The organism is Jilunia laotingensis, from assembly GCF_014385165.1.
GTDB lineage: Bacteria > Bacteroidota > Bacteroidia > Bacteroidales > Bacteroidaceae > Bacteroides > Bacteroides laotingensis.
In genome coordinates, this window is the sequence record NZ_JACRTF010000002.1 from 1 (window position 1) to 23,714 (window position 23,714).

Genomic DNA, 23,714 nt, shown 5'->3' on the forward strand with positions numbered 1-23,714 from the left:
TTTCCTAAAGACTCTCTGTCTAAAATAATCTGACATACATTTGCTAGATTTAGAAGCTTTAGTTAGTTCTTCATATTCTAAATTCGTTAAGCGAACTTTCACTATTCTATCTCTTTTATTTGCTTTCATACTATGATACTAAATAATATATGCCCCCAAGTTGCGAGGGGGCTAAACTCCTGATTTATCAGGCAAGATTTGGTTTTTGTGTCCACAAAAACACATCTTGCTATTAATTTCTACAAACGCAAATATATAAATTACTAAACACCCTCACAAACAAAAGGGAAAAAAATACAATTAGATAAGTTTTTTTGGTATCATAATAATGTTCTCTTATCGTCCATGCCGGGCAGAACCCGGAAAAGTACGGTATCAAATACCTTCCCGGTTTCTCTCCAGTGCAGGCAGAAAAGGTATCAATTAGATGCAATCCTTTTACCGATGGGCGGTAGTTCCTGAATGGTGTCGGTGTCTTTTCTTTTATGATGCAGCCGTTTTCCTGTATTCAAGTATAGAGAGAAACGACACAAGGAACTTTAGGGAAAAGAAGATTTTTCGTGTGGCTCTTTCTGGAACTCTGGAAGTGAAGCGTGTTAATCACATATTATATATTATTTGTTTATATATTATATATTCACATATTATTTATATATATATAATATTGTATTTTGTTCCTGTTCTTTTTCCCTAATGTTTTATGGTATCAATTTTTTGCGTCCGGCTTCCGGCTGCTTTTTGTATTTGGTATCAAAAGGTCGTTCTACAGGGTGTGCCAGGAATGATAATTCGGTATCAATTTCTTTCCCTACAGTATATCAAAAAAGCATAGGGACAAAAACCCAACTTTTTAAAATATGTTTTTTTTAGATAGGGACAAAAACCCAACTTTTGATTGATTATTTGTATCATATAGTGTCTTTTTTTGTTAATAGATGTTCTTTTCCCTAAAGTTTGTGTTAAGATTATGAGAAAAGTTCCTTTTTTATGGGTTTATGTAATAAGAAAAGTTCCTTTTTTGTGTGTTGGTATGATTATCAGGTTTTTTTTTATCAGCTAGTGATGGTAGTACCCTTAAAAATGAAAGGGTAACTATCTGAAAAACAACAGATAATGGTAAAAAATCAGGGACAAAAACCCAACTTCTTAGGGACAAAAACCCAACTTCTTAGGGACAAAAACCCAACTTCTTAGGGACAAAAACCCAACTTTTAGACCCCTCCTAGGGACAAAAACCCAACTTTTATTCATCTTCTTTTTCTTCTCCAATCATTCCGGGGAGTATTTCTACTTCTTTTAATAATACGGATAAACAATATTCTGCTTTATTTGAAATTTTATTCCAGTTATCTCTAACATATTCGCCTAGATAAAGCATCTTAGTTACTACTGCTTTATAGTTGCTTAATGTAATCTGTGGAATAAACTGCTGCAAATGCTCGTCCTTCATTGCAAAGTGCAAAGAACAAAAATTCGTTATCATCTTCTTTTGTCCTTTTAATAGTTCTTCTTCCTTCTTTGATAATGCAGACTTAATAACTTTGAAATTAAGTTTATAAGGCTGTGTATCGCCTGAATTACGATAAACTTCTGCCATTTCAAACCAGCAATCAGCCTGTTCAAACAAATCATCGTAAACAGGGCGTATTACACGTTTATACAAATCTTTAAATTCGGGGTATTTATCTTCTAATTTTAAGAATTTCCGAAATCTATCCACATAGATAGAAAAACCACCTTTTTCTTTCCATGAGCTAATCAGCATATACATTCTTATTGTATATCTACTTTGCGCTCTTAAAGCTATCTCTTTTATATAGCGTGTAAAACCTCTATCAACATTAATGAAAACTTTAGCAACCTCTCTATCCATTTCTAAAGAAAAACCTCTTGAATAAGGAGTTTTGGGTATATTTGCCTTAGTGAATAAACCAGTAATAGACCAACTATCCTCACCTGTTATTGGGTCTTTAACATCAAGCTCTACAGGAATACTGATTAATTTACGAACCATGCTTTTTACTTCCTTGTATTGGTCTGGATTAACGCCCAAATCCCGATATGCGATATCTACTCTTATACGGTCTGAATATTCTTGAAATAAAGATAATTGCTCGCATGGAATAGATGTACCATATTTATCTAGATGCTGAATACTTAATTCTATGACATCCTGTAATTTCTCTATAACAGCAATTAAGATTCTAATCTGTACTGTCTTAAAATCACCAGCCATTAATGTAACTACATTAGGTTGTTTCAGCCATGTGGGATTTTCTGGGAGTTTCACAGGAAGATTTGTACGAGGATGCCCTTTCCTAATTCTAACAATCTCACCGTCTATTTCTTCTTTTTCTTCTTTCACCGCACGTTTTCGGGCTTTTATTTCTCTATTTACCATCGCTTATTATTTTGACTGATTAATACTCCAAAAAAAAGTAGAATAAAGAACACAAACATAAACTTGGCTATATAAAATAGCCCTATGAAAATCATTCTAAAAATAGCAATGATAATTTCTAATAGATTTCTTATTATGTTCCTCCAGTCCATTTTCTTTGTTTTATAATTCCTGTCGCCAAAGCTCCGGCTGCACTATTGTATAACCAGCACTTTGCAAATATACTCTTTTAAATTCATCGGGCAACGTTCCTTCAAGGAATTGCTTTTTATGCCTTGATGCAGTTCGGCGGTCATATGGACTATTTTTAGACCAACCTCTTTTAAGAATTAGTTCCTTAAAGCATTCATCTAATGTTTTTGCTTTATCTATCATAATCTTTTCGTAAAGAAATTATAGGGTTTTTCATCCCTTTATACGTTTCACAAGGATTTCCTAACAGTTCGCACATAACAAAATGTACAATTTTTCCTTCATCCAATGATAAATTCGATTTATTTGCTAATTCTACAACTAATGTATATTGATAACTATAGTTCTCAACAACAATTTCTTTTTCATTGGAAACTTCATTGTAAATCTTTCTATACTTATGCCATAAAGACGTATTAAAAAGCTCTACCGTAAGAAAATTGTTTACCTGCTCTGTTGTATAGTCTTCTGGCAAACGTTTCCCTGTAAGTCTATAAACAGCCTCCATTTTTGCTTTTTTTCCTACAAACTTTTTTTTCCCAATCATCTGACAAGAAGGAAGTTCATCCCTAGATATAAAAGGCTTCAAATCTGACACCCTACGATATACCTTATATTCAATAAACATTCTATCTATATTTTGATTATATGACATCTATTCCCTTTCACACTATTCGAAAAATTATGGTCATTTATCCCAATCATAATTATCGTAATCTATTTCCTTTCCTGTAGCATGGCATTCAGCCACATAATCAGCCCATTTTTTTCGCTTCGTCACATCAAAAGGCATACGTAGAAACTCATCCTTCCAAGGCTGTATAAAGTAACCAAAATCGTGTTTGTTCGTTACATACTGAACAGCATCTCTAATGGCGTTATACTCATATCCTTCTTTCAACAATGGTTCGTCACCCAGTTTAGAGTATATGTTTGCCACTTCCCGAAGCATCTTTGCAAATTCTTTGTATGTGGCAAAATTCTTTTCTTTTTTATCCATAATCATTCTTTTTTGTTTTGAGTATTAATTTTTTTCGATGAAAGTATTGGTTGTATTCAACACCCCGGCTGAATCTCGACTTTTGCCATCTCTTATGAAGATTCCTTCTTCTTTCAACCGTTCATAATCAAATTCATTCATCATGATAATGACAATATTTTCATTTGTATATAGCTTACACTTCATAAATTGAGTACCTTCTATTTTTCCAATTACGTCTATTTGGATTGTTCTTTCATTCATAATTCGTTTATTTATATATCGATTTGAGGATTATTCTTGTTTTTTTACTTCATATCCCTTTTCTCTGAGATACGCTGCTATATACTCATCATCTCCGACATCATTAAGGACATCGAAAAGATAACCTTTTACATAACTGGCTACTGCAACCGCATTTGCATACTCGATGTTCTGCGAAATGAATCTCACTTTCTCTGTTCTTCCTAAGCCTCTGAAGGCTTCTTCAATTTTGCTCATATTTATACTGTTTTACGCTAATTCTGTTTCAATAAACTTCATCATCTGATTGTGAAAAGAACCACTCCTTTTTTGCGCAGCCTTACAATCATCAATGGAAAGATTCGATTCCTTAATTATCCCTATTGCGATTGCTGGCATATCTCTGACTACTACAATATGCTGAACAGCAAACCAAATACCATCAATAAATTCATTATTCATATCTTCATTTTATTGGTTAAAACTCATATTCACTTTCATTGAAATTTTCGATTGAATAAATTAAACCACCGAAGTCACCTGCTGAGAAGCCTCCAGTAATATTACTTCGATGTGTTCCCTTATACTTACCAAAGGTTAATGTTCTTTCTTGATTCATTACTATTCTGTTATGCGTTATTTGGTATGATAATCCCATTTTATCTTGACTTATATATCTGGAAAAGAGACCTGTGAACTAAAGACTACTCTTTCTTTTCCTTACGCCTCGATTTGAGAAATTCTTTAGCCGCTTCTTTGTCCTCATGTACTTCATCTGATACATAATATATTATAGCCTTTGAATTGTGAGGATTGTTTTTCCACTTTCTTCCTATTGCATCCGGATTTACAACATATCCTTCTTTTGCCCATTGCAGGGCTGTTAGGCTCTTTTGGTTCATTCTCTTATACCAAAGAACCTTACGATGCATTTTTGTCCGGGGAGTAATTACTCCGTCTGCACATACCAGTCCTTCACAGTTGTAACCGGGGCTTTCCAGAAATTCAATTTCTTTTTGAATTTCTTTTATGCTCATTTTCTCGATGCGTTCCATGTATTGTGCAATCGTTTCATCTGTCATATCCGCTGCCATATTTCATGAATTTATGTATTAAAATAAGGCTATTAACTAGTTTAATAGCCCATTTTTGATTTCAAATACTATCAAACGTATTTATCCAATTCTTTTTCTAGCTTTTCCCTATCAATCTCTGGAAATAGTTCAAGAACAAGACTTAGCGAATCGCAATAATTGTTTGCATAGTTTTCTGTATCCATCAATCGTAACACCATTGAACAAAAAATACTCTTTTCCTGCTTAAAAGTACGATTTAACACAGAACTAGATAATCTGAAAATTTTCTTCTCTACTCCAATCATAAATTAATCCTTTCACATTTCTAATAATTGACTATCAATCTGTAGTTTTCTTCAATGCTTCAAAAGAAGACAAGTAATCATCAACAGCTTTATTTAACGCTGCATATTTATCTTTCCACGTCCTTATTTGCCGTTGTGTTTCAATATACCTATCATTCAAAGTTGCATAATTCTGAATAGCAAATCTAATAGCTTTAGCATCTGTTTTTTCACCAGATAATTTTTTTAGATTTTCTAACTCTGCGCAGGCTGCATCGTCTAAGCGTAATGTAAACTCTTTTTTCATAAAAAAATGATTAATGAATTAATACTGAAAAATAGCACTAACAGTTGGCTACGAAATGGATTTAAGAAGCAATGTTTCATGATTTTGTTTGCTGTTCTTTATACTGGCAGCCAAACCAGCTTTAAAGGTTTGTTTATCTCTTTATTTTCAATACTCAAAGATAGTGATTTTCTATAAATGTCGCAAATAATAGGACAATTATTTTTGTTAAAAATGGTTTTAGGTTTATAGACTGCCGAGGTTTTATTTTTCCCTAAAGTTTTTGGTATCATAATAATGTTCTCTTATCGTCCATGCCGGGCAGAACCCGGAAAAGTACGGTATCAAATACCTTCCCGGTTTCTCTCCAGTGCAGGCAGAAAAGGTATCAATTAGATGCAATCCTTTTACCGATGGGCGGTAGTTCCTGAATGGTGTCGGTGTCTTTTCTTTTATGATGCAGCCGTTTTCCTGTATTCAAGTATAGAGAGAAACGACACAAGGAACTTTAGGGAAAAGAAGATTTTTCGTGTGGCTCTTTCTGGAACTCTGGAAGTGAAGCGTGTTAATCACATATTATATATTATTTGTTTATATATTATATATTCACATATTATTTATATATATAATATTGTATTTTGTTCCTGTTCTTTTTCCCTAATGTTTTATGGTATCAATTTTTTGCGTCCGGCTTCCGGCTGCTTTTTGTATTTGGTATCAAAAGGTCGTTCTGCAGGGTGTGCCAGGAATGATAATTCGGTATCATTTCATCATGCCATGTTTACCCATCAGTGCCGGAACTCCGAAAAGTACGGTATCAATTTCTTTCCCTATAGTTCTTATTGGGTTAGACAACAAGACGCATTAAAATGTATTCTCAAAGTGAGAATGTATTTTAATTTGCGTCATGTTTCCGCTTCTGCAATGCTTACTAAAGTGGAGTTACCTAAAAGGTAGTGGAACTTTACTAAGGATTGCAGAAGGGATAAAGAAACATACCTTAGAAGGGTGGGTGGGTTTACCGATAGCAAAACTATTGGAGCGTAACAAAGTGAAGCGATTAAGCCTTTTTGGTTCTTTTTTGGCGTTTGAAAAAAGAACTCCCCCCAATGAGGGGGGAAGGAACCTTTAAGCAACCTTTGTATTTTTCTCTTCTTCAACTTCTTCCACATCTAGCCTTATATTTAGATGCTGGGCTATGAATTTACTACCTTTAATAGCATCTGCCAATACAGTAAATAAAAATTTAGGTTCTTCTTTTATTGCTTTGCACCATGATTTTAAATAAGCCGCATTTTCTTCTCTGACGGTTACAGAAATACCCAAATATACACCAGACAAAGCCGATATTAATTCTGCTACAAGTTCTTCACGCCCATAATTGAATTTATCATTTTCATAAAATCCTTTTCGATTTAGTCTATTTTTAACACCTGTACTATGTCCCATTTCATGTAATTCTGTACCATAAAAACTTTCTCCGTCCTTAAATTGGCTCTTTAAAGGTAAAGTAATGCTATCATTTGATATTGAATAAAACGCACTATCACTAGAAACCGTTTGAATAGGACATACCCAATTTTGATTCTTATTCATTTCATCAAGTATTGGATTTACATACATTTCTTTCTCTTCTTGTGGCTGTTCCTCTCCTGAAAATTTAGCCTTTAATATATCCCATCTATTGGGATATTTTTCCGCAAAGTTTGTTTGGTCTAAATTAAAAACTTGGAAATATTTTGTATAAGCTGCTAAACGGTATTCTTTTTGTTCTTCTTCTGATAATTTGTTATATTCATCATATGAAATTTTTTCATTTGTCTGACGATGATAAGCACAAAATAATGTATAATAAACAGGAAAAGCAACAGCACCTTTTAGAACATTAATACCTTCGTTTCGTGCTTGATTGAATGTCAAAAAAACAGGAGTTTGATAATTATATTTTTCACACAAAAAATAAAGTAAAAAAGCGTTTCCACCACTATAAGTACGACCTGTTAAATTTTGTGGTAAAAAGTTCTGTTTAGAGTTGACTTTAGAGAACCAAGGTTTTTGCCAATTCATAGACAAGCTTTCAATTTTTTCAACCATAAGGTTTACAAACTTCTCTGCATTTTTATCAAAAGTAGATTTCATAATTTTGTTTGCTGTTCTTTATACTGGCAGCCAAACCAGCTTTAAAAGTTTATTTATCTCTTTATTTTCAATACTCAAAGATAGTAATTTTCTATAAATGTCGCAAATAATAAGACAATTATTTTTGTTAAAAATAGTTTATAATCGGCTGATTTTTAACGTATTATCTTTTCCCTAAAGTTTTATATATTTTGGGTGAGAGATAAGGTTTTATAAACGGAATATTCCCTTTAGGGAACATGAAGTCTATAAAACCGAATATCCAATGCCTTGCTTTTGTAGGTGCTTCATAGAAGCGGTGAAAAAAGCAAAGCATTGGATATACCTTAGAAGGGTGGGTGGGAAAATGCGTTAGGGATTGCAGCGGAAAGCCCACAGCGTAGCGAGGACTTGCAGCGAAAAGCCCGACCTGAAAGGTAACGCCCTATTTATTTCTTCTATTCATCAATCTTACTTTTTCATAACGTAAATACCTATACAAAGTAGCCTTACTTCCAATGTGTAAAATTCTACATATTTCATCTATAGAATAATCCCGATTTTCATATAAACGCTTTGCTGCTATAGCTTTTCTCTTTGCATCTTCCGATAACCCTATAGGTCGTCCCGTAAGTTTCCCTCGTTCTTTTGCAGCTTGTAATCCAGCCCTAGTTCGTTCTACTATTATTTCACGTTCATATTCAGCCAATGAAGCAAAAATTCCAAATTGACATCTTCCTAAAGCACTATTAGTATCAATACCATCAACTATGCTTTTGAATGCAATTTTTCTTTTCTGCAAACAATCAACTATATAAACTAAATCTTTCAAAGAACGTCCTAATCTATCTAGCTTCCAGATAACAAAAGTATCACCTTCTCGCAAATATGCAAGGGCTTTATCTAATTCGGGTCTATCCTTTACTCCTGATACTTTTTCCTCAAATATAAGTTTGCATCCGGCTTCTTTTAAAGCATCTAGCTGCAAATCTAAATTCTGTTCCCTCGTTGAAACACGAGCGTAGCCTATTATCTCCATTTTATTTAAATCCAAGTTTCATAAATTCAACTATTCGCGAAACTATTTTAAACTAGGGCTTTCCCCCCTGTTATTACCTCTAGTACTATTATAAATCAAAAGTACAGAAAAAGGGTCGATTAATGAAACTTTTAAATTTAAGAATATGAGTTATTCACAATTTATCATGGCTGTATTTGCCATTTATGTAGTTTACTACGCTGCAAACATCCTGTATGATGCTTTCCTAAAGCAAAGCAAAACCAATACAGGTGAAGAAGAAGAAATTATTTCAATAGGAGAGGAAGAAGAAATACCTCACAAAGTTGTAGATGAAGATTTTGAAACAGGCTCATACGAAAAAGAAGATGAAAAAAAAGAATCTGAACAGAATTATGTATCTGTAAATGAATCTATTGAAATGGAAGTTGAAACACAAGGTATTCCAATGGAACAACTTCTTGCTAAAGGGAAAAGCATGTTTTCACACGTAAATTTTAACAAATAAACAACTAATTTTTATTCAAATGAAAAAGTTTTTTTCAAAAATTGCTCAAAGAGCATTCGCTTTAGCCATTAGCATAATGGTAGTAACTAACACTTTTGCACAAGGTGCTGCGGGAATTGATGCAGCTAGTTCTGAACTTGCAACCTACATGGACCCCCTAGGAAACATGATGATGATACTAGGAGGTCTAGTAGGATTAGTTGGAGCAGTGCGAGTTTATTTAAAATGGAACTCTGGTGACCAAGATGTACAAAAGGCTGTTATGGGCTGGATGGGGTCATGTATCTTTCTGGTTGTATCAGGTGTTGTCGTAAAAGCATTCTTCGGAATCTAATATGTCGAAAGAGTATCCAAGTTACAATGTATATAAGGGGCTACAAAAGCCCCTTATTTTCAAAGGATTTAAAGGCAAGTTCATATATATCGGTGGAGCTTGTATTATTAGTGCTTTACTTTTATGTGCTATTGTTTCTACTCTGGCTTCTTTTATGTGGGGAGGTATAACTCTTGTAATAGTTATGTTTGGAGGGTTAGGAATAACATCGCAATTACAAAGAAAAGGGCTTCACAGGAAAGATAAACGAAAAGGCATATATATAGTATCACGCACTTTTATAAGAGATAGAAAAAAATAAAGCTTATGAAAAAGAAAAGTGAATTTGAAGCTCCTTATATTGGTATTGAAACAATAGACAATACTCCTATATTCTATAACCGAAGGGGCGACTATTCTGTTATCATTAAATGTGAAAATCCTATAATACAGTATTCAGCAGATATGGATGCTTACTATGATTTTCACCACTTATTTACTAATATCCTCAAAGTATTAGGAACTGGATATACAATACAAAAACAGGATATTCTATGTAAAAAATCATTTTTACCACCCCAGAATAGGAAGAACGACTATTTATCAAATCGTTATTTTGAACATTTTAAAGGACGAATATATACTGATATTTCTACTTATCTTGTTATTACAGGAGAAGTAGAAAGGTCTAAATTCTTTTCTTTTGACCCTCGAAGGTTTGATACTTTTATTAGAAACATCACAAAAGTATTAGGACTATTCGCTAACAGAGGAATAAGAGCTAAACTATTAAATGAAAATGAAATAGAAATATATATAAAAAGATTTCTATCTATCAATTTCAATCAGCAAACAGTAAGCCTAAAAAATATCAAAGCAAGAGAAGAAAATCTTATAATTGGAGAAAAAAACGTACAGTGCATTTCTCTTGTAGATATTGACGAAGTTAATTTTCCTTCTGTTATAAAACCATATAAAGAGGTCAATATTGGGCTAAGGTTTCCTGTTGACTTACTCTCTTTTTTGCATGATACACCAGGTATAGACACAATTATCTATAATCAAGTAATAAATATTCCAGACCAACGAAACGAAGCAAACAAATTAGAAGGCAAAAAGAAAAAACATAAAGGAATGCCTGACCCTGCAAATGATTTATGTGTAGAAGACATAGAACGAGTGCAGTCGGATATTGCCAGAGAAGGGCAAATGCTTGTATATGCACATTATAATATAATTCTTGCTGGTCTTGATGATATTAGTAAGGCTATCAACTATGTTGAAACATCTCTTTTTGATTGTGGCATTATTATTAATAAACAATGCTTCAACCAATTAGAATTATTCGAATGTGCACTGCCAGGAAACGCAATCAACCTAAACAGTTATGACAAATTTCTAACAACTTCCGATGCTGCAATTTGTCTTTTGTTCAAGGAAAAATTACAAGTAACAGAAAACAGCCCTTTTCTTACTTATTTTACAGACAGACAAGGATTGCCTGTTGGAATAGATATGTCCGGGAAAGAAGGTGAGAAAAAATATACAAATAACTCCAACTTCTTTGTTTTAGGTCCAAGTGGTTCTGGTAAGTCTTTCTATGTCAACTCCAAAGTAAGACAATGGGTTTTAGATAACACTGATATTGTATTGGTAGATACAGGGCATAGTTATTCAGGAATGTGCGAATACTATCATGGCAAATACATTACTTATTCTGAAAGCAAGCCTATATCTATGAATCCTTTCCGAATTACTGAAGAAGAGTATAATGTAGAAAAGAAAAACTTTCTTAAATCATTAATTTTCCTGATATGGAAAGGTGCAAATGGTGAGGTCAAAAAGCAAGAAGAAGAAATTATGGATATTACCATAGAAAAATACTATTCTTTCTACTTTCATCCCTTTAATGGTTATTCAGATGCGGAAAAAGAAGCCATACGTGAAAATTTACTACTCGAATTTCAAGTCAATGAAGAAGAATTTGAAAACGAAAGGGAAAAAGAAGAACGCAAGATACTTTCCGAAAAAATAGAGAAATTACAGCAACTAGTAGAAAAAGGAGAAGGCGGAGAAAAAACCAACGCAGAAAAAGCGATACAAAACATTCTCATCGAAAAAGGCTTTACACGCCAAGAGCTTGATAATCCTGAAACTAGATTACTTTCTATAATAGAAAGACGAATCCAGAAGAAGGAAGATATATTGAAAGAAATAAAAGTTGAAAGCTTATCTTTTAACTCTTTCTACGAATTTTCCCTACGCATTATACCTATCATTTGCAAAGAGAACAAAATTGATTTTGATATTACTAACTATAAGTTTCTATTAAAAAAATTCTATAAAGGAGGACAGTTAGAAAAAACTCTTAATGAGGATTTTGACACTTCCCTTTTTGAAGAACCCTTTATAGTTTTTGAAATTGATGCAATTAAAGATGACCCTGAATTATTTCCAATAGTAACCTTAATTATTATGGACGTTTTTATTCAAAAAATGAGATTAAAAAAGAACAGAAAGGCATTAATAATTGAAGAAGCATGGAAAGCCATAGCTAGCCCTATGATGGCTGGCTATATACTCTATTTGTATAAAACAGTTCGTAAATTTTGGGGTATGGCAATGGTTGTTACTCAAGAACTGGAGGACATAATTAGTAATCCTGTAGTCAAAAACTCTATAATCAGCAACTCCGATATTATATGCCTATTAGACCAAAGTAAATTTATAGACAAATATCAAGAAATAGCAAATCTTTTATCCCTAACGGAAGTAAATCAAAAGCAAATATTTACCATAAATCAACTTCCCAATAAAGAAAACCGTAATCGGTTTAATGAAGTATTTATAAAAAGAGGAAATTATGGAAATGTATTTGGAGTAGAGGTTTCTCTACACGAATATTTCACATTTACTACAGAACGAATTGAAAAAGATGCTGTTGGATATTATCATATCATTTATGGTAGTTTCCAAACAGGATTGGATAATTTTATAATAGACCTAAAATCTTCCAAATTAAAAAATATGGATTGGGTTTTACAAGTCAATAAGGTACTAGGGTATCACTCCGATGATGGAAGCCTAAAAGATATACTTAACATCATAGGGGAACAACCATTATATAAGTATATCCTAGATAAATACAAATGGATTACAAACCGTTAAAGATAATATCATGAAGAAAATCCTATTTATTTTAGTGGTAGCATCTACTTTAACCCAAGTTGCATATTCGCAAAAGGCAGTCTTGGATATAACCTGTATGGAAACACTTATAGCTAATCATAAGGTGCAACATACTTCTTTCTCTAAAGTGAAAGAGAATGAAGCTCAAATAAGCCTTATACAAAAACAAATCAGTGAAAAAATGGTTCAGATTGAATTTTTCCAAAGCAAATTTTATAATAGCCTAAAATCTGTAGAAGCCATCATAAAAACAGGAAAAGATATTATCTACTGCACTGATATTGCAGCAGATATTGGTAAATATCAAAAACAAATGGTTGAACTTGCTGTAGGTGACCCGGCTTTATTATTGGTGTCAGCAAAAACAGAGCTAGAATTAGTAAATCGCACTGCGGATTTGACACAATACATTTATCAGGTCGCTATTGTCGGGACAGATGTAAACCTTATGGATAATAAGCAAAGAATAGACTTGCTTAAGTATGTTATTAATGAACTAAGAAACATGAGAGGTATAGCATACGCTGTATGCCGACAGATGAAAACAGCAAAAAGAAATGGAGTATTACAAACATTAGCTCCGGGGGTATTTAAATACAAAGATAATCGTTCAAAATTAGTTGATGATTTATTACAGAATTATAAAGTAAAACCTAAAAGATAATATGAAAAGAGTGCTTTTATTTTTTTCCCTAATGTTGATTATTGGTACTTCTAATACCTATTCCCAAATGCCTGTAAAGGATAAAGGGAAATGGAGCGTGCTTAATAATATGGAATTTATGGATAGAGTACGACTACAACCAGAATGGTATCATTACTGGATATGGTATAAAAAGGTTTTGGGTATTAAAATTCCTTTGCCGGGCTTAGGGTTACACGACAAATACGGGAAGGAAGATAGACGTAATTTCCAGTTACAAGAAATTCCCATGATGGCAGCCGTAGAGTACAATAAATCAGAAACAGAAAAAGAAGGGTATAATGTTGATACCATATATAGACAGGAACTCTTCAAATTTGGAGATAAAGAAATTGATTATCAATATACTTTAACTAAAAATCGTAGAAATGATATTCTTAATGATATAAATAAAAAACTTGTCGAATATTCTTCTAATGGCGGTAATAAAGAACATGTTGAAGTTATAACTGATGAAGTTACTAGAATAAAAAAGAACATAGATATAATCCATGATTCACATATGAGTAACTCTAAAAAAAGGGAAGCCTATTTAGATTTTGATAAAGAACTAATAGAGGTTCTTTCATTAATAACAAGATTGAATAATATAAATAAAACAATAATGAGCCATGAATGAGTTAATAGATAAATTCTTATTTGAATTATTTGATGGACTAAGAGATAAAACAACTGTTCTATTCGGAGAATTTATTGCGGATGCACAAGCATTGGCAGCAATCTTTATGTTGTTATATTTTGGAGTAGAAAGCTTCAAAATGATGAGTGGAGATAAAAAATTAGAGATTATCCCGTTATTGCGTCCATTCGCACTGGGATTGGTTCTTATGTTCTGGATTCCCTTTATTAATCTAATCAGTTATCCCGGAGAGTTATTAACAGCACGAAGCAAGGCTATGTTTACGAATCAGATAGAAGAAGTAGAATTACTTTCTCGTAATAGATATGCACTCATTGATAGCGTAGCAGTAGAGTTATTACATACTTCATTAGAAGTTGAAAGAGCCGAAAATGAAGTTAAGGATAAGAAATGGTATGATTTTAGTATAGACTTCTCAGCTATTGGAGACAAGATAGCTGGATTATATGTATATGTAGTCGCTAAGGTTAAAATGATAATGTTTAATATCATTGAATTTATTGTCGTTACTTTTTGGCAAGTATGTACCTATTTTGTCTTTTTCCTACAAATCATATTCACAGGAATATTAGTTATTCTTGGTCCACTAGCTTTTGCATTCTCTGTTTTACCTGCATTTCGGGATGCTTATATACAATGGATAGCTCGTTTTGTCAGTGTTAGTTTATATTCATGTATTGCATATATAGTATTATCAATTTCTTTAGTAGTAATGCAATATGGGATAGAAAGAGAAATTGAAATTTTAGAATATGCGCTTAGAAATGAAGCTGCATTTGTCATGTATGTCGGAATGACCTCTGGAGGTGTCAATAGCTTCCTTCTTACAGCATTACTTGGAGCATTTGCCATGCTTACAATACCTTTTGTTTCTACATGGATTGTAAGTACAACTGGAGTAGGGCAAGCAGTAGGAGGCATGGTTGGAGGAGCAGCCATCGCAACCAAAGCTGTAGCAGCTCCGGCTACAGGTGGAGCCAGTGCAGCTATGTAAAAAGATTCATTAAATTTTAAATTCACATAATCATGATTATTAAAAACTTAGAAAATAAAATCAAATTAGCCGGAATTTTATCCATTGGCTGTTTTGCAACTAGTATAGTTATTTCAGGTATGGTACTAGCCTTTTGTTTCTCTTTAGTAAAAGCTGAAAGAAAAAAAATATATGTTTTGGATAATGATGTCCCTGTACTAGTAAAACAAACTGGTACAGAAGTCAACTTGGAAGTCGAATGTAAGAGCCACATAAATCTATTCCACACTTTATTTTTCACATTACCACCAGACGATGAATTTATAAAATACAACATGGAAAAAGCCATGTATCTAATTGATGATAGCGGATTAAAACAATATAATAATTTAAAAGAAAAAGGATATTTCAACACCATATTAGCGAGTTCTGCAACAGTAACAATTATGACAGATAGTATCAAGGTGGACATGAACAACCTATCTTTTGAGTACTATGGCATCCAACGTATAGAGCGAGAAACCTCTATTCTAAAAAGGCAACTTGTAACTACAGGGAAATTAAGACAAATTCCACGTACTGAAAATAATCCTCATGGACTTATTATCACAGATTGGAAAACGATACTAAACAAAGACCTAGATTATAAAGTAAAAAAGAATTTCTAATGAAACTGTTTAAACATAAAAAGAATGATAGAAAAGAAAGTATCAAGACTAAAGCCGAGCAAGCTACAGTTGTTCTTCTTACTAAAATATTTCAAAAGTTCGGAGTTAATAACGCTTGTGAACGCTTATTGGCGTGGGCTGATATACACCGTAAAGCTATGTTTGGAATTACGATTTCATTCCTTTCTTTCGTCACAATTCTATCATTAGTAATGCGTCCAGAAAGAAAGCCAATGCAAGTTTTCAACGAAGAAAAAAGCAAAGTACAAATTAACATTGATAGTACCCTACAAAAAAAACAAGTAGGAGTTCACGACTTGTTAGAAGTGATTAAAATGCAAAATGAAATTAATGAGCTAAGAAAAAATGGGAAATTAACTCCAGAAGACACTATACGAATAAAAAATTTATACAATAAATTAAATAAATAGCGTATGAAACAGATTGATATTAAAAAGCCTAAGTACATCATTCCGATACTCATCCTACCTTTTATTCTAGGGATAGGATGGCTAGTTAAGGATATGATAAACTCTGCCCCAGCAGAAGAAACTACATTAGTAGAAACGGAAGAATTAAATCTTGATATTCCTGATGCTAATTTAGAAAAAAGAGAGATAAAAAGTAAATTTGAATCACTCAAAGGAGCTTTCAATAAATCTTCTGATTATTCATCAATACAAACCATAGATAAAGAAGAAGAAGTTAGCGAAATTGAAAGTTCTGGTTCTCTTTACTCCAATGATGAAATAAGGCAAATTGACAGTTTAAATCAAGCTTCTAGAATCCGAGAAAAGGAATTGGAACAACAAATAAAAGGATTTCCTACTATAGATGAATCAAGTCAAACAGAAACTAGGAAAGCTCCTGAAAAATCCAAGATGCAAGAAGAAATGGAGCTTTTTAAAATGCAAATGGCTTATATAGATTCATTACAAAATCCACGTCCTAGAACACCTCAAAAAAAACAAGATGAAAAGCCAAAAGAAAAGGCTATAGAAGTTGTAAAAGCGAAAAATCCCGCAGAAGTATATTTTAATACTGTAGGGAAAGAACAAAAAACTTCACTAATCACAGCTATATTAGATGAAACTTTAAAAGTAACAGATGGTAGCCGAGTACGCATACGGCTTCTAGATGATATAATGATTAATGACGCTCTTTTAACTAAAGGCACTTACCTATATGGGAATGTATCTGGCTTTAAAGCTCAAAGAGTACACATTAATATTTCCTCTATAATGGTTGATGGCAGACAAATGAAAGTAGATTTATCTGTATATGATAATGACGGACAAGAAGGTTTCTTTGTTCCTTCATCAGCTTTTAGAGATTTGAGTAAAGATGTTGGAGCGCAAATAGGAAGCCAAACTATACAAATGAACAGCCAATCAGAAGGAGTAGAACAATTCGCTTTAGGTGCTTTACAAGATGCTTACCGTAGTACAACCCAAGCTCTTTCCAAAAACATCAAAAAAAACAAAGCCAAATTAAAATATAACACACAAGTTTTTTTAGTAAACAACAAAGATAAAGAACAATAATATGAGAAAGATTTTTATTGCATTATGCACAATGGTTTCTGTTATTACAGGAAATGCACAGAACACCCCTATTGGAGAAAACATCGAGCTTGCAGGTGAAAACCCAGAAGAACTAAAGGTTATATACGTCAACAAAGATGTTTCAACGCATTTTATAGCTATGGAAGATATAAAATATGTTGATATATCAGTCAATGATATTGTTGGCGATATTCCTACTGGTAACTCTCTTAGAATAAAGCCCACAAAAGAAGGAGCTAGTGGAGTTATCACCATTGTTACAGAAAGATTTTTCGTACAATATATGCTAGTATATAGTAGCGATTTAGCAAAAGCATACACTCGCTTTAATATCCCTTATGCTGATTTACGTAGCTATATGAATCCAGAAGTGAACTTAACCAAAGCACAAATGTATGATTACGCACATAGAATGTTTATTTCAAAAAATAAATTCTATGATGTTTCCAGTAAAAGTAACCTAATGAAAATTGTACTAAACAATATCTACACATTAGATAAGTATTTCTTTATTGATATTTCTATGATTAATAAAACAAAAATACGATATGATATAGACCAAATACGCTTCAAAATAGAAGATAAAAAACAAACAAAGGCTACTAATTTTCAATCTATAGAAATACTTCCATTGATGCAAGTTAATAAGAATCTTGTTTTCAAGAAGAACTATCGAAATATTTTTGTCTTTGAAAAATTTACTTTCCCAGACGAAAAAGTTCTTACCATAGAAATATCTGAAAAACAGATTTCAGGACGTACTATAACATTAAGAATTGATTATGCAGACATTCTTCATGCAGATGCTTTTACTGAATAAAATTTTACGATTATGAAAAGAATAGCATTTCTTGTTATCACCTTATTTTTTTCCCTAAAGTCAATGGCTGGTGATGGTGATAAGTTTTTTAATATTTCAGGAGGTTGGCAATGGAAAAATACCGTCAATGCAGTTGTAGGGCTGGAGTTTGAAGGTAAATATCACAATGCTTATGAACTATATATTGATTTAGCTACAGCATATGATAAATGCCCGGTATGTAATAAGGTATGCTCTGATAGTTTCTGGAGCTATAAAACATTCGGCATAGGTGCAGCATATAAACCTACAATCTCACGAGGCAAAAACAGTAATTTAAGATGGCGGTTTGGAGCAGATTTAGGAGCTAACAGAAAAGGGTTTCAGGCTTCCATTGATATAGGTTTAGAATATAGCTATTCATTTAGAAATGGAATGCAAGTCTTTGTAATGCAAAAAAATGATTTTGTCTTTTGGACACGTGACCATTTCCGAAATGGATTATTAGTAGGTGTCAAATTTCCAATAAATAATTAAGTATGAAAAAAATATATATAATTCTATTATCCATTATAGGGGTAATATCATCATGTACAAAACACGAAGATATTATAGACACATCATTACAGCCGGGTAGTATCTTATGTAGTGATGGAAGTATAGTGCATCCCTCACTTTTTTCACCCAATGAAAAAGAAGCCATTGGAGTTGTATTTTGGTGTAATGATGGGAATAATCCTGATATAAAAGAAACCGCTTATGCCGTTTCATTAGAAGATTTAGAAGAAAATCCTTTAATAGATACAGACGAGGATATAGCTAATGTTTCGGAAGATGAAAACAGCTTTGATGGAGCAGCTAATACTGCCGCAATAATGAACTTTGCTATAAAAGATAGTTTAGCTTATCCAGCAGCTCAAAAAGCTATAGAATACGCACCAAAAGGTGTTACAGGTTGGTTTATTGGCTCTATCGCACAAAACAAAGCAATCTCTAATAATCTTGAAAAGGTATATTCTTCTTTCTCAATCATTGGAGGAACGCACTTTGATGGTTGGTACTGGAGTTCTACAGAAGATGGAGCAGGAAAAGATACTCCTAAAGTGTTTGCACTAATTTCTTCATTAACAAAAGGAAGAGCAACCAGTACAAGCAAAAGAAATTCATTTAAAATCAGACCTATTATAGCAATAAGATAATCATGAAAAAGAAAATAATTATACTAGCAGCCTTCGTTGTTACATTTTTTACCGCATGTACTTCAACGCATATGATAACTTTCAGTAACGCTGAACTAAGCGACAAAGAAAAAGACATGATAGAAAATAATAGTAACTATTCAACCGCTTCAATAGTTGGTGGAAGTGCAAAATTAGTTAAAGAGGAAAGAGATAAAGCTATCCAAGAAAAGATAGAAGCTAGAAGAAATAAACTAAAAGCTATTGATGGCTTATCAATCTCCAGCTATAAAGATAAAAATGGAAAAGAACAGTTTAAAGCAACAGCTCAAAGTGAAATCCTATTCAAATTTGATTCATATGAATTAAATGAAGAAGCTCAAAAAATGCTTTCTGACTTATGTAATATCATTAGTGAAATACCCAATACTAAGATTAAAATAATTGGGCATACTGACAATATAGGAGAAAAACAATACAATATCATACTTTCTAAAAATAGAGCAGCAGCAGTAGGAAATTACCTTAGAACCGCTGGTATAGAAACAAACAACATAACAGAAGATGGAAAAGGATATAGCGAACCCATTGCAGACAATACAAGTGAAGCTGGACGTGCTAAAAATAGGAGAGTAGAAATATTTATCACAAATGATGAATATTAAAAAGAGAGATTTCTATTAACAAAGACCGGGAGGTAAAACTCTCGGTCTTTGTTTTATAGTCTGGAAAGAAATTGATACCGTACTTTTCGGAGTTCCGGCACTGATGGGCAAACATGGCATGATGAAATGATACCGAATTATCATTCCTGGCACACCCTGCAGAACGACCTTTTGATACCAAATACAAAAAGCTGCCGGAAGCCGGACACAAAAAATTGATACCATAAAACATTAGGGAAAAAGAACAAAGAGAAAACACTATATATAAATAATATATGAATATATAATATATGAACCTATAAACATATAATATATGATTAATATACTCCACTTCCAGAAAGAGCAACACGAAGAATCTTCTTTTCCCTAAAGTTCTTTGTGTCGTTTCTCTCTATATCTGAATACAGAAAAACGGCTGCATCATAAAAGAAACGATACCGACACCATTCAGGAACTATCGCCCATCAGCAAAAGGATTGCATCTAATTGATACCTTTTCTGCCTGCACTGGAGAGAAACCGGGAAGGTATTTGATACCGTACTTTTCCGGGTTCTGCCCGGCATGGACGATAAGAGAACATTATTATGATACCAAAAACTTTAGGGAAAAATAAAACTTCGGCAGTCTATAAACCTAAAACCATTTTTAACAAAAATAATTGTCCTATTATTTGCGACATTTATAGAAAATTACTATCTTTGAGTATTGAAAATAAAGAGATAAATAAACTTTTAAAGCTGGTTTGGCTGCCAGTATAAAGAACAGCAAACAAAATCATGAATATCTTAAGATTTCTTTTAAGTAGCTTTTTATGGGCTATGGGTGGAATTTTTGTATTAGCAATCTATGCGTATAGTGAACTAGTCTATTTGATTTTTATTTGCATTGCAATAGTAGGATTAACCATCTACTACAGAAAATCCATAATAAAAATGTACGCAGAAATCTTTAATGAGTTAGGAATCAATAAGTATGTTATACAAATTAAAAATCTAAAGAAATACAAAGAACCTATTTACAAACTAATCAATACAATAGGTCTATGATGATTGTTTTTTCTCTATCTTTGCTAAAGACATCAGCAAGATAGCTATATAAAATTAGAAAATAAATAGTTATGGAAACTAATCAAACATATCAAAATGAACTTGGTTCGGCTATGCTCCCATTTGTTATGAGAGAATTGGTTGATACAGTCATGAAAAGAAAAACGCTACCTTTAGAAGATGCGTTATACTATATATATTCTTCCAATTTGTACAAGGCATTATTGGACGAGAACACAAAACTATGGTATTCAAGTACATTATCACTTTATGAAGCATTAGAAAAAGAGAAAACAGAACAGAAGAAAGTACAAAAGGACAATCCAAAGATATTGCTTTTTCAAATGTTTTGTGCTGAAAATTACAGGGAAACTAAAAATATAAGTGCTAAAGAAACTCTTTTGCTGTTTTCCAATCATGGCGTTTTTGAATTTCTATATGAAAATTTTGAAATGCTGCACACACAAGATACAGAGTATATATTAGATACTATAATAACTTATATCAATAAAAAGGCATGAAACTATATCACGGCTCAACAGTTACCGTCAAATCCCCTAATATACAGAAAGGGCGTAAAGCTACTGACTTTGGAAAAGGATTCTATACGACAACTAATTTTGAACAGGCTAAGAAGTGGGCAATACTCAAAAGAAATCGGGAACATGGTAAAAAAGCGGTCGTTTCAGTTTATGAAGTCCCCGATAATATTCTTGATAGAGAGTTTTCAGTCCTTCGATTTGATGGGGCTACAAAAGAGTGGCTGGAGTTTGTAGTTAATAACCGCAGAGGAAAAGGAAAAAACAGCTATGATTTAATAATGGGACCCGTTGCCAATGACCAGTTATATGCAACAATCCGGCTTTATGAACAAGGTGTTGTTACGGCTGATGCAGCGATTGAAATGCTAAAGACCCATAAGCTTTTTAACCAACTTTCATTTCATACAGTGAAAGTTATTCCATTATTAAAATTCACAGAATCTATTGAAGTATAAATCATAAAACTATAATGAACCATGAATAAAGAAATGAGCTTGGATGTTGCGCTCGACATTATCGGGACACTCCGCATGATGAAGATAGATGAAATATCAGAAGAGAAGGATGAAAACAGAAAAAAAATACTGCAAAAAGAACTTTCTGTTCTCAACACAGAAGAAAAAATAGCAAATGGATTGTTGCAGTTTGAAGTTTCTGAAAATGTGCGCTTATCAGTCATGGATAAGATACAAAACTATTACGCACCTAAATTGAAAGCATATTATGCAACGCTATGAAGTAGAAGCCATCTTTGAACAAAAAAAAGATGGCTTATTTGAGGACATCAATATATCATCACAAAAGCCTATTGCTATAATCTTAGGTGGACAACCAGCTTGCGGAAAAAGCACTCTTATAAATGTTGCAAAGAAAGACCATCCTAACTTAGATTTTCTCACTGTTAATGGTGACCTTTACAGACAGTTTCACCCCAATAAGGAACTAATAAAAGACCCTATTAAATACCCCATTGAAACCCAGATTTTTTCTAGCGTTTTTACAGAAAGACTAATAGAAGAAGCCATTAAACGGAAATGCAATATTATTATAGAAGGAACTATGAGAAATCCAGATGTACCTTTAAAGACAGCACAAAAATTTAAAGATGCAGGATTTAGAGTTGAAGCATATATTATTGCAGCCCCCAAGGAGTTTACCCAACTAGGACTTTACAACAGGTATCAAGAAGAAGTACTAAGTAAAGGACAAGGACGATTAGCCGATATTGATTCACATAACAAAGCCGTAAATGGACTAATGAAATCTGCAAATCAATTATACAGTGATAAGGCTGTAGATAAGATTTCTATCCACACCTACTTAGCGAAAGAAAGAATTAAAGATTTCAATCTAGTAAATGGTGAATGGAGTTGCAAAAGTATGCCATCTATTTTTATAGATGAAAGTCGTTCAAAACAGATGAAGAATAAAGAAATACTTAACACTAACATTCAAAGAGGAAAAGAGCTTATTGAATCCGTAACGAATCCTGAAGTAAAAAAAGGAATGAAAGAAGCTCTGTCACAACTTCAATCTTCACTAGAAAAAGTTCAAAGACAAGAAAAAGGATTAAAAAAAGGTTTCTTCTGATTCTTCCAAAAAGAGAGGACTGGCTTTTCCAATCCTCTTTTTCTATTTATTTGCGTCTTAACTCATTATCTATTTGCTGTGAAATTTGTCCTTTAACAGTTCTGATTACCTCATTAATATAATCAAGAATTGGCTTAGGGTCTATAGTTTTATCTTTGTATTCCATTTGAAAATGTAAGTGTTCTCCTGTGCTGCGCCCGGTACTTCCACTAATGCCTATTGGTTGCCCAGCTTCAACAGCTTGTTTCGCATTTACAAGCACACTGTATAAATGCCCATAGATAGAAGTAAAATCACCATGACGCACTTCTACATAATTGCCCAACCCTTTATTTTTTCCTGTTTTTACAACCATTCCCGGCATTATCGAATAAACATAGTCGTTGTTGCCTTTAAGGTCTATCCCTCTATGATTTGCTATTTTTCCAGTAAATGGGTCTTTTCTTTTACCATAATGGGAAGTTATCACCATTGAATCAATGGGCAAAGATAAATACCTTCTTTGCTTCCAGTATGCAAGTCGTTCTGTAGTCAAAGCATCATTGACGACAACAGCCTTTTCTTTTTCTTCTATCAATTTATTTTCTGTCGTTGCTAATACAGGTTCCGCTTTAGGAATATCCTTTTTCTGTAATACCGTATTAAACTGACAGTAGCCATTCACTGAAAAAAACAATGAATAAGTAAAAAACATGATAAATTTATTCTTCATATTGATATTTTTATTACTTTTGAGC

The 23,714-nt window shown here is 32.8% G+C and carries 32 protein-coding genes; 18 read left to right on the plus strand and 14 right to left on the minus strand.

Going from position 1 to position 23,714, the window contains the following annotated elements:
- Positions 1-1,243: 1,243 nt before the first annotated feature.
- The 13 genes from H8744_RS18460 to H8744_RS18520 all read right to left on the minus strand — a co-directional run bounded on the left by H8744_RS18460 (position 1,244) and on the right by H8744_RS18520 (position 8,618).
- Positions 1,244-2,401 (minus strand): replication initiation protein, encoded by a 1,158-nt coding sequence (locus H8744_RS18460; RefSeq protein WP_007559085.1) that lies wholly within the window; start codon positions 2,399-2,401, stop codon positions 1,244-1,246.
- A 162-nt stretch (positions 2,402-2,563) separates the two neighbouring features.
- Positions 2,564-2,776 (minus strand): hypothetical protein, encoded by a 213-nt coding sequence (locus tag H8744_RS18465; RefSeq protein WP_004295360.1) that lies wholly within the window; start codon positions 2,774-2,776, stop codon positions 2,564-2,566.
- A complete protein-coding gene (locus H8744_RS18470) occupies positions 2,766-3,248 on the minus strand; it encodes a hypothetical protein (protein WP_007559088.1) in 483 nt (160 codons plus the stop codon). Before H8744_RS18470 ends, H8744_RS18465 begins: the two co-directional genes overlap by 11 nt.
- A gap of 33 nt (positions 3,249-3,281) precedes the next feature.
- Positions 3,282-3,599, minus strand: a complete 318-nt coding sequence (locus H8744_RS18475; RefSeq protein ID WP_007559090.1) for a hypothetical protein — start codon at positions 3,597-3,599, stop codon at positions 3,282-3,284.
- 18 nt (positions 3,600-3,617) lie between these two features.
- Positions 3,618-3,836, minus strand: coding sequence for a hypothetical protein (locus H8744_RS18480; RefSeq protein ID WP_004295363.1), 219 nt, complete (start codon positions 3,834-3,836; stop codon positions 3,618-3,620).
- A gap of 30 nt (positions 3,837-3,866) precedes the next feature.
- Entirely contained in the window at positions 3,867-4,073 is a 207-nt protein-coding gene (locus tag H8744_RS18485; protein WP_007559092.1) for a hypothetical protein, read from the minus strand.
- Between the two features lie 12 nt (positions 4,074-4,085).
- Positions 4,086-4,277: a hypothetical protein gene (locus H8744_RS18490; RefSeq protein WP_007559094.1), complete on the minus strand. Its 192-nt coding sequence runs from the start codon at positions 4,275-4,277 to the stop codon at positions 4,086-4,088.
- Positions 4,278-4,293: 16 nt separating this feature from the next.
- Positions 4,294-4,434, minus strand: coding sequence for a hypothetical protein (locus H8744_RS18495; protein WP_007559096.1), 141 nt, complete (start codon positions 4,432-4,434; stop codon positions 4,294-4,296).
- 85 nt (positions 4,435-4,519) lie between these two features.
- Complete coding sequence (locus H8744_RS18500; RefSeq protein ID WP_007559098.1) at positions 4,520-4,909, minus strand: hypothetical protein; 390 nt, start codon at positions 4,907-4,909, stop codon at positions 4,520-4,522.
- A gap of 71 nt (positions 4,910-4,980) precedes the next feature.
- Positions 4,981-5,196: a hypothetical protein gene (locus H8744_RS18505; protein ID WP_007559101.1), complete on the minus strand. Its 216-nt coding sequence runs from the start codon at positions 5,194-5,196 to the stop codon at positions 4,981-4,983.
- Positions 5,197-5,230: 34 nt separating this feature from the next.
- The gene (locus H8744_RS18510) at positions 5,231-5,482 is read right to left on the minus strand and encodes a hypothetical protein (RefSeq protein WP_004295365.1); all 252 of its coding nucleotides are present in this window, start codon (positions 5,480-5,482) and stop codon (positions 5,231-5,233) included.
- A gap of 1,107 nt (positions 5,483-6,589) precedes the next feature.
- Entirely contained in the window at positions 6,590-7,600 is a 1,011-nt protein-coding gene (locus H8744_RS18515) for an ArdC family protein (RefSeq protein ID WP_005780952.1), read from the minus strand.
- A gap of 424 nt (positions 7,601-8,024) precedes the next feature.
- Positions 8,025-8,618: a recombinase family protein gene (locus H8744_RS18520; RefSeq protein WP_007559111.1), complete on the minus strand. Its 594-nt coding sequence runs from the start codon at positions 8,616-8,618 to the stop codon at positions 8,025-8,027.
- A 145-nt stretch (positions 8,619-8,763) separates the two neighbouring features.
- On the opposite strand from H8744_RS18520, the gene H8744_RS18525 reads away from it, so the two are divergent.
- The 18 genes from H8744_RS18525 (at position 8,764) to H8744_RS18605 (ending at position 22,977) form a co-directional block, all read left to right on the plus strand.
- Positions 8,764-9,105 carry a hypothetical protein gene (locus H8744_RS18525; protein WP_007559113.1) on the plus strand — a complete coding sequence of 114 codons (342 nt, stop codon included), beginning with the start codon at positions 8,764-8,766 and terminating at the stop codon, positions 9,103-9,105.
- Between the two features lie 19 nt (positions 9,106-9,124).
- Positions 9,125-9,439 (plus strand): DUF4134 domain-containing protein, encoded by a 315-nt coding sequence (locus tag H8744_RS18530; protein WP_004295370.1) that lies wholly within the window; start codon positions 9,125-9,127, stop codon positions 9,437-9,439.
- 1 nt (position 9,440) lies between these two features.
- Entirely contained in the window at positions 9,441-9,740 is a 300-nt protein-coding gene (locus H8744_RS19085) for a hypothetical protein (RefSeq protein WP_004295371.1), read from the plus strand.
- 5 nt (positions 9,741-9,745) lie between these two features.
- Complete coding sequence (locus H8744_RS18535) at positions 9,746-12,586, plus strand: TraG/VirB4 family ATPase (RefSeq protein ID WP_007660146.1); 2,841 nt, start codon at positions 9,746-9,748, stop codon at positions 12,584-12,586.
- Positions 12,587-12,596: 10 nt separating this feature from the next.
- A complete protein-coding gene (locus H8744_RS18540) occupies positions 12,597-13,271 on the plus strand; it encodes a hypothetical protein (protein WP_004295374.1) in 675 nt (224 codons plus the stop codon).
- 1 nt (position 13,272) lies between these two features.
- A complete protein-coding gene (locus tag H8744_RS18545) occupies positions 13,273-13,929 on the plus strand; it encodes a hypothetical protein (RefSeq protein ID WP_007559119.1) in 657 nt (218 codons plus the stop codon).
- A complete protein-coding gene (locus tag H8744_RS18550) occupies positions 13,922-14,944 on the plus strand; it encodes a TraJ family protein (protein WP_007559121.1) in 1,023 nt (340 codons plus the stop codon). The genes H8744_RS18545 and H8744_RS18550 overlap by 8 nt, the downstream gene beginning before the upstream one ends.
- A gap of 32 nt (positions 14,945-14,976) precedes the next feature.
- Entirely contained in the window at positions 14,977-15,591 is a 615-nt protein-coding gene (gene traK / locus H8744_RS18555) for a conjugative transposon protein TraK (RefSeq protein WP_005647312.1), read from the plus strand.
- Complete coding sequence (locus H8744_RS18560; protein ID WP_007559125.1) at positions 15,591-16,022, plus strand: hypothetical protein; 432 nt, start codon at positions 15,591-15,593, stop codon at positions 16,020-16,022. The genes traK and H8744_RS18560 overlap by 1 nt, the downstream gene beginning before the upstream one ends.
- 3 nt (positions 16,023-16,025) lie before the next feature.
- A complete protein-coding gene (gene traM / locus H8744_RS18565) occupies positions 16,026-17,135 on the plus strand; it encodes a conjugative transposon protein TraM (protein WP_007559128.1) in 1,110 nt (369 codons plus the stop codon).
- Position 17,136: 1 nt separating this feature from the next.
- Complete coding sequence (traN, locus tag H8744_RS18570; RefSeq protein ID WP_004295380.1) at positions 17,137-17,976, plus strand: conjugative transposon protein TraN; 840 nt, start codon at positions 17,137-17,139, stop codon at positions 17,974-17,976.
- A 12-nt stretch (positions 17,977-17,988) separates the two neighbouring features.
- Positions 17,989-18,492, plus strand: a complete 504-nt coding sequence (locus H8744_RS18575) for a hypothetical protein (protein WP_007559132.1) — start codon at positions 17,989-17,991, stop codon at positions 18,490-18,492.
- A 2-nt stretch (positions 18,493-18,494) separates the two neighbouring features.
- Complete coding sequence (locus tag H8744_RS18580; RefSeq protein WP_007559134.1) at positions 18,495-19,154, plus strand: hypothetical protein; 660 nt, start codon at positions 18,495-18,497, stop codon at positions 19,152-19,154.
- A gap of 2 nt (positions 19,155-19,156) precedes the next feature.
- Positions 19,157-19,798, plus strand: a complete 642-nt coding sequence (locus H8744_RS18585) for an OmpA family protein (RefSeq protein WP_007559135.1) — start codon at positions 19,157-19,159, stop codon at positions 19,796-19,798.
- 1,118 nt (positions 19,799-20,916) lie between these two features.
- Positions 20,917-21,366, plus strand: coding sequence for a DUF3791 domain-containing protein (locus tag H8744_RS18590; protein WP_004295329.1), 450 nt, complete (start codon positions 20,917-20,919; stop codon positions 21,364-21,366).
- The gene (locus tag H8744_RS18595) at positions 21,363-21,842 is read left to right on the plus strand and encodes a DUF3990 domain-containing protein (RefSeq protein ID WP_005647329.1); all 480 of its coding nucleotides are present in this window, start codon (positions 21,363-21,365) and stop codon (positions 21,840-21,842) included. The genes H8744_RS18590 and H8744_RS18595 overlap by 4 nt, the downstream gene beginning before the upstream one ends.
- 21 nt (positions 21,843-21,863) lie before the next feature.
- Complete coding sequence (locus H8744_RS18600; protein WP_005647331.1) at positions 21,864-22,124, plus strand: hypothetical protein; 261 nt, start codon at positions 21,864-21,866, stop codon at positions 22,122-22,124.
- Positions 22,111-22,977 carry a zeta toxin family protein gene (locus H8744_RS18605; protein ID WP_007559145.1) on the plus strand — a complete coding sequence of 289 codons (867 nt, stop codon included), beginning with the start codon at positions 22,111-22,113 and terminating at the stop codon, positions 22,975-22,977. Before H8744_RS18600 ends, H8744_RS18605 begins: the two co-directional genes overlap by 14 nt.
- A 46-nt stretch (positions 22,978-23,023) precedes the next feature.
- On the opposite strand, the gene H8744_RS18610 is transcribed toward H8744_RS18605, so the two are convergent.
- Entirely contained in the window at positions 23,024-23,689 is a 666-nt protein-coding gene (locus tag H8744_RS18610) for a M23 family metallopeptidase (RefSeq protein ID WP_007559149.1), read from the minus strand.
- Positions 23,690-23,714: the final 25 nt, after the last annotated feature.